The 4,755-nt window shown below is 46.1% G+C and carries 4 protein-coding genes; all 4 read right to left on the reverse strand.

Going from position 1 to position 4,755, the window contains the following annotated elements; all coding sequences use genetic code 11:
• Positions 1-910, reverse strand: a 910-nt coding sequence (locus tag ACTG33_RS16130) for a glycosyltransferase (protein ID WP_439136248.1), incomplete at its 3' end; no start/stop codon positions are given.
• The gene (gene xrtA, locus ACTG33_RS16135) at positions 897-2,501 is read right to left on the reverse strand and encodes an exosortase A (protein ID WP_439136249.1); all 1,605 of its coding nucleotides are present in this window, start codon (positions 2,499-2,501) and stop codon (positions 897-899) included. The genes ACTG33_RS16130 and xrtA, both read right to left, overlap by 14 nt.
• Positions 2,494-3,729, reverse strand: coding sequence for a TIGR03087 family PEP-CTERM/XrtA system glycosyltransferase (locus ACTG33_RS16140; protein WP_439136250.1), 1,236 nt, complete (start codon positions 3,727-3,729; stop codon positions 2,494-2,496). The genes xrtA and ACTG33_RS16140 overlap by 8 nt, the downstream gene beginning before the upstream one ends.
• Positions 3,730-3,741: 12 nt before the next feature.
• A partial coding sequence (locus ACTG33_RS16145) for a FemAB family XrtA/PEP-CTERM system-associated protein (protein WP_439136251.1) occupies positions 3,742-4,755 on the reverse strand: 1,014 nt, incomplete at its 5' end.

The following is a 4,755-nucleotide window of genomic DNA, read 5'->3' on the forward strand; positions in this document are numbered from 1 at the left end:
GCAAGGAGCACGCCATCGCTTCCAATAACGTATTAGAGATCCCTTCCGCCAGAGACGGTAAAACAAAAATATCCATGCATTGTAAGAGCTGAGGCACATCATCTCTATCACCGGCAAACCAAACCAGCTCGGAAAGGCCCAACTTCTTTGCCTGCTGCTCCAGACTTGTACGAAGCGTCCCATCGCCTACAATCACCACCCGTAACCGGTCCGACCACGAGGGATTTTCCTGTAATAACAGTGCAACCGCATCCAGCAAGGCTTTCTGATCTTTGACAGGAGTAAGTCGCCCGACTGTTCCCAGTACAAGACAGTGATCGTCAATAAATGGTCGCACCACTTCACTTATCTTAGAATCAGATTGAGCATTAAATTTGGTAAGATCTACACCATTGTAGATTTGCCGGATCTTTCGAGTATTAACGCCAACAGTCTCGATCAACCAGTCATTTAAATCCTGGCTGACCGCAATATAGTGGTTAACCATCGGGCGCATCAGGCTTCGGAAAATATTATATTTTCGATTATTGCCATCCAGGTCGTTCATATCCCGGCCGTGCTCACCGTGAATACGCTTGATACCCGGCAAGGCCAGCGTCACCAGCTGGGATTCCAGTGCAGCAAGGTTACGACTATGAACAATATCAGGACGATACTCCCTGAGAATCTTCCATAATCTATGATAGGTTTTAACGTCATGACCCGGTGGTTTATTCAGTTCAATCACTGGAACATTCGGTTTTTCAATACGCTCAGAAAATTTTCCACTAGTCGTCAGGCAAATCACCATGTGCCTGAACTTATTTTCTGGTAACCGATTGATAATATTGACTAATCCATTTTCCAATCCACCGGTATCCAGTGCAAACACTATATGTGCAATCAAAGGAGGCACTTTATTGTCCCCCATTCTTTGAACTCAGGACTATATCCAACTCCGGCGACAGTTGGTTCATAAATGACTGCATTTGCAGTAAGGACTGATCGACTGATTCAGTCACGTCTGATACCACATAAATCCGGGCAGATGGTGTTGCATTGAAGCTCAGTAAAGACAACGCCTCCAGTGCTTTTGCCACATAGGGGCTTGATGTATCGAATTGACCCACTCGATACCAACGCCAGATTAATAGTTCATGCTCTGCATTTTTGATTCGGGCTTGCTCAACGAATATTGGTTGGTCGTAGATAAAAATCTGAGATTTTCCTTGTTCCAATAAACCCCACTTCTGATGTTTGAGCTCCGGAATTATCCATTGATCCAGCCCAGTGACTAATTCACTACCCTGAGACTGATTTATATACTGATTGATATACAAACCAACCATGGCATCGCCACTGCCGTAAAAGCTGTTATGGGTGAGATCAGCCCCGTCAGTTAAAGGCTTCCAACTCCATTCCGGGCTACCTTGGTAGTGCCAACCATTAGGGACTTCTGGCAGAACCAGTGTGAACTCTCCTGATGGGATCTTTCTTTCGGGCAACAAAGAAGGTACCAGAGCCCAGATCACGGAAGAAGCAACAATTATGACGGCCGCAAGATAACCCGAGTTGCCAGCTACATTACCATCGGCAGTGAAATCAGATGTTGATGTTTGAACAACGCTACCAGGCTGCTCTCCAATTTGTGAGCTTTCAGAACCGGACAGCTCATCGTTTGATTCAGAGTCCCGAAAGAGACTGCCGATCAAAAACATCAGAAATATAACCAGACCAAAAAACAACCAACCGTAAATGAGATGATCAACCCCAACCGCCAGTGTCATATCACTGAAATGACCAATCATAACAATCATATAAGCGCGAGCCGTATTCGCCAGCACCGGTACAATGATAGAGATCGCCACAAAAGCCAGGCGCTTTACCGTAGAGGTGTAGGTCAAATAAGCAAACAGGCAGCCCAGGGTGATGGATGCGATCAGGTAACGAATACCGCTACAGGCTTCAACGACGGACCAATTTCCAGAGGGCAAAGAGAAATACAATCCCTCCTGATAAACAGGGATACCGGACTGACGTATCAGCCACACAGTAGATGAAGCCGTAAAATCCATCATGGGAGGAATCAGATTCTCTCCCATAGGGACCATAAATAACAAAAATGCCAAAGGAAAGGTCAATCGGCGGGCTATGTCTAGCCCCAGTAACGCGCATGCTCCAAGAATCACCAACAAGACAAATGACAGCTGCTGCATCACCATCACATCAACCAGCGAGCTCATTAGCCATAAACCCCCAACCGCCATGATTGGTAAAATAAACCAGAGCTGAGGCTTAGGTCTTAGTCGTAGCAAGCTATCTTTAAGCTGCCAAATCAACCACAAAGATACCGGTGCAATAATAAATCCGTGGGCAAACGTACCTGAGCGGTACCATATTTCCACCATTGAGACGAGTGACGGCCAATAGGCGACCAGCAACACCGTCAGATACACTGCTAATGCAATTAATGCCTTACGCCACGGAGGATTCAGAGACGTTAACAAGTGGGAGCTACTCATGCTCCAGCTCCCTGGCAACTGACTGTTCCAGCCACTCTCCCACTTTGGGTAAGGTATTATTCCAATTAAAATCTTTCAGAACCTTAGAGCGTGCTGACTGAGCAATCGAATAGGTGCTGTTTTTCAGAATCGTGGGTAAAAACTCTTGGTAATCTTCCAGTGAGTTCGTCAGTAGTATCTCAGCCCCCAATTCTGCCTCAATGCCTTCGAGTCCGGCAGCACTGGTCATTACGACCTTTTCCATTGCCATGGCTTCCAAGACCTTATTTTGCACTCCCCTCGCTAAACGTAGAGGTGCAACAACGGCAGTGGCATATTTCAGATAAGGCCTGACATCTTCTACCTTGCCTGTCACCACAACACCGTCTGTTTCTTCCAAACAACGTACTTTACGAGTTGGATTTCGGCCAACGATATAAAACTTAAGATCGGTCTGCATCTGTTTCAATGCTGGAAACACAGCTCGGACAAACCAGACAACAGCATCTACATTTGGCCAGTAATCCATAGCGCCGGTAAACACCAAAATCGGTGATGGATCTCGATATGGGTCCTTGTAATCCAGATTAGGATCAAAATAATCAGTATCCACACCGTTATTGTAGAATCCAATTTTGTGTTCCTGATCAGGGACTAACCGCTTAAACAGTCTGGCTTCCGCACTGGAAACCAAAAAGCTGCGATCCGCCAAACCAGATATTTTCCGTTCAAATTCGAGTAACTTATCCGCTTCACGGCGATACAACCAATTCATTGGGAAAGACTTGGTTGTAGAATATTGGCGCCACTTGTCAGAGTCCACATCCACCAGATCGAGGACAATACGTCGATCTTTTTTACAGACATCAATCAGGTACTGTGCCATAGCAGAGGAAAAAGCCACACAACGCTTGATGTTGTGCTCAACCAGCTGCGATCTGACCCACTTTTGCATTCCGCTATCTGCATAGTAAGGGAGTGTCATGGGCTCTCCCTTAAAGAGACCTGACAGGCTTTTAATCTTGCTGCCCAAAGGAGGCAATGGTACACAGAGCACCTCTCGGCACAACGTCTTGAGGTAAGGGATATGCTGACGATCGTCCTCATCATCCCAAAAACAACCCAAAAACACCGTGTAATGCTCAGCAAGGTAACGCAGTAAATGGTAAGAGCGAATCTTGTCCCCTTTATCCGGTGGATAAGGAATGCGATGGCACAGGTACAGTAATGCGGGCTTTGTCGTAGTCATATTACAGGCTCGCTACCCCAGGTTCCGGGACAATAAGGGGCCGAATACGTTAGCTACAGGAAGCGGCATTCTCTTCCAGGCGTTGATAAACATCTGATACTTTGGGTTTGATGGATTAACTTCCGGGATAGACGAAGCCTTCACCAAATAGTTTTCATAATATAAAGGCTCTGGCTCAAATCCCCAGTTCTTTTTAAAACTGTATGGTCCGGTTCCTACTTTACTCCGGCCATAATCGAATACTTTGACCCCCTGGTCGCAGGCATTTTTCATCAACTCCCAATACATATACCCATGGGCGTATAGATCTCGGGCCGCAGCAGTACTGCCTGCGTAGTAAGGCAAAACCTGATCTTTAAAGTAGAAACTCAAAACTCCCGCGACATCTTTACCTTCATGGGTAATCATTAACGAACGGCAGTCGTTACCAAAGACTTCTCGCAACACCTTAAAGTATTTTGCCGGAAACACGGGGGTACCGAGATTACGAACACTTTCGGCATAGACTTTGTATACTCGGTCCCCGTGCCAGCCTTCTTCGCCGACCAAACCTTTTTTGATTCCTTTTCTGACCACCGCCCTTTGTTTATTGGGTATCGCCTTGAGAATTTTCTCGTGATCGGACTCTATTTCTTTGCGAAATGTTGCATATATTGACTTAGTGGGCCAACCTTCTCCTGATGGAGCCTGATTTCTCAGTTCCAGAGTGTCTACCAGTAGTTCTTTTGCCAGTTTGCAGGCTTCATCCCTTAAGAATGCCCTTGCCTCTTCAGTCTCTGCCACGATTCCACCGTAAACACAAAACGGTAACGACACCAAAGAATGTCCAAACAGAAAACTCTTAACATGCCCTAAAGGCAATATGCCTACAATCTCGGCCCCTTGAGTTACATAAAGGAAATAAGCCTTGTGACCAAACGCTTTTTCCAACACTCGCTTCCAGCCAGAACGATGAAAAAATGTCGCATCTGATGACTTATCGACAAAGGCGTCCCACAATTCAGCCTCAGGTGTAATCGCAGAGAT

The organism is Pseudomaricurvus sp. (assembly GCF_965662505.1).
In the GTDB taxonomy this organism is placed as follows: Bacteria; Pseudomonadota; Gammaproteobacteria; order Pseudomonadales; family Cellvibrionaceae; genus Pseudomaricurvus.

Excerpts from the sequence above, each read along its gene's own strand:
- xrtA (WP_439136249.1), bottom strand. The coding sequence starts at position 2,501 with ATGAGTAGCTCCCACTTGTTAACGTCTCTGAATCCTCCGTGGCGTAAG.
- ACTG33_RS16140 (WP_439136250.1), bottom strand. The coding sequence starts at position 3,729 with ATGACTACGACAAAGCCCGCATTACTGTACCTGTGCCATCGCATTCCT.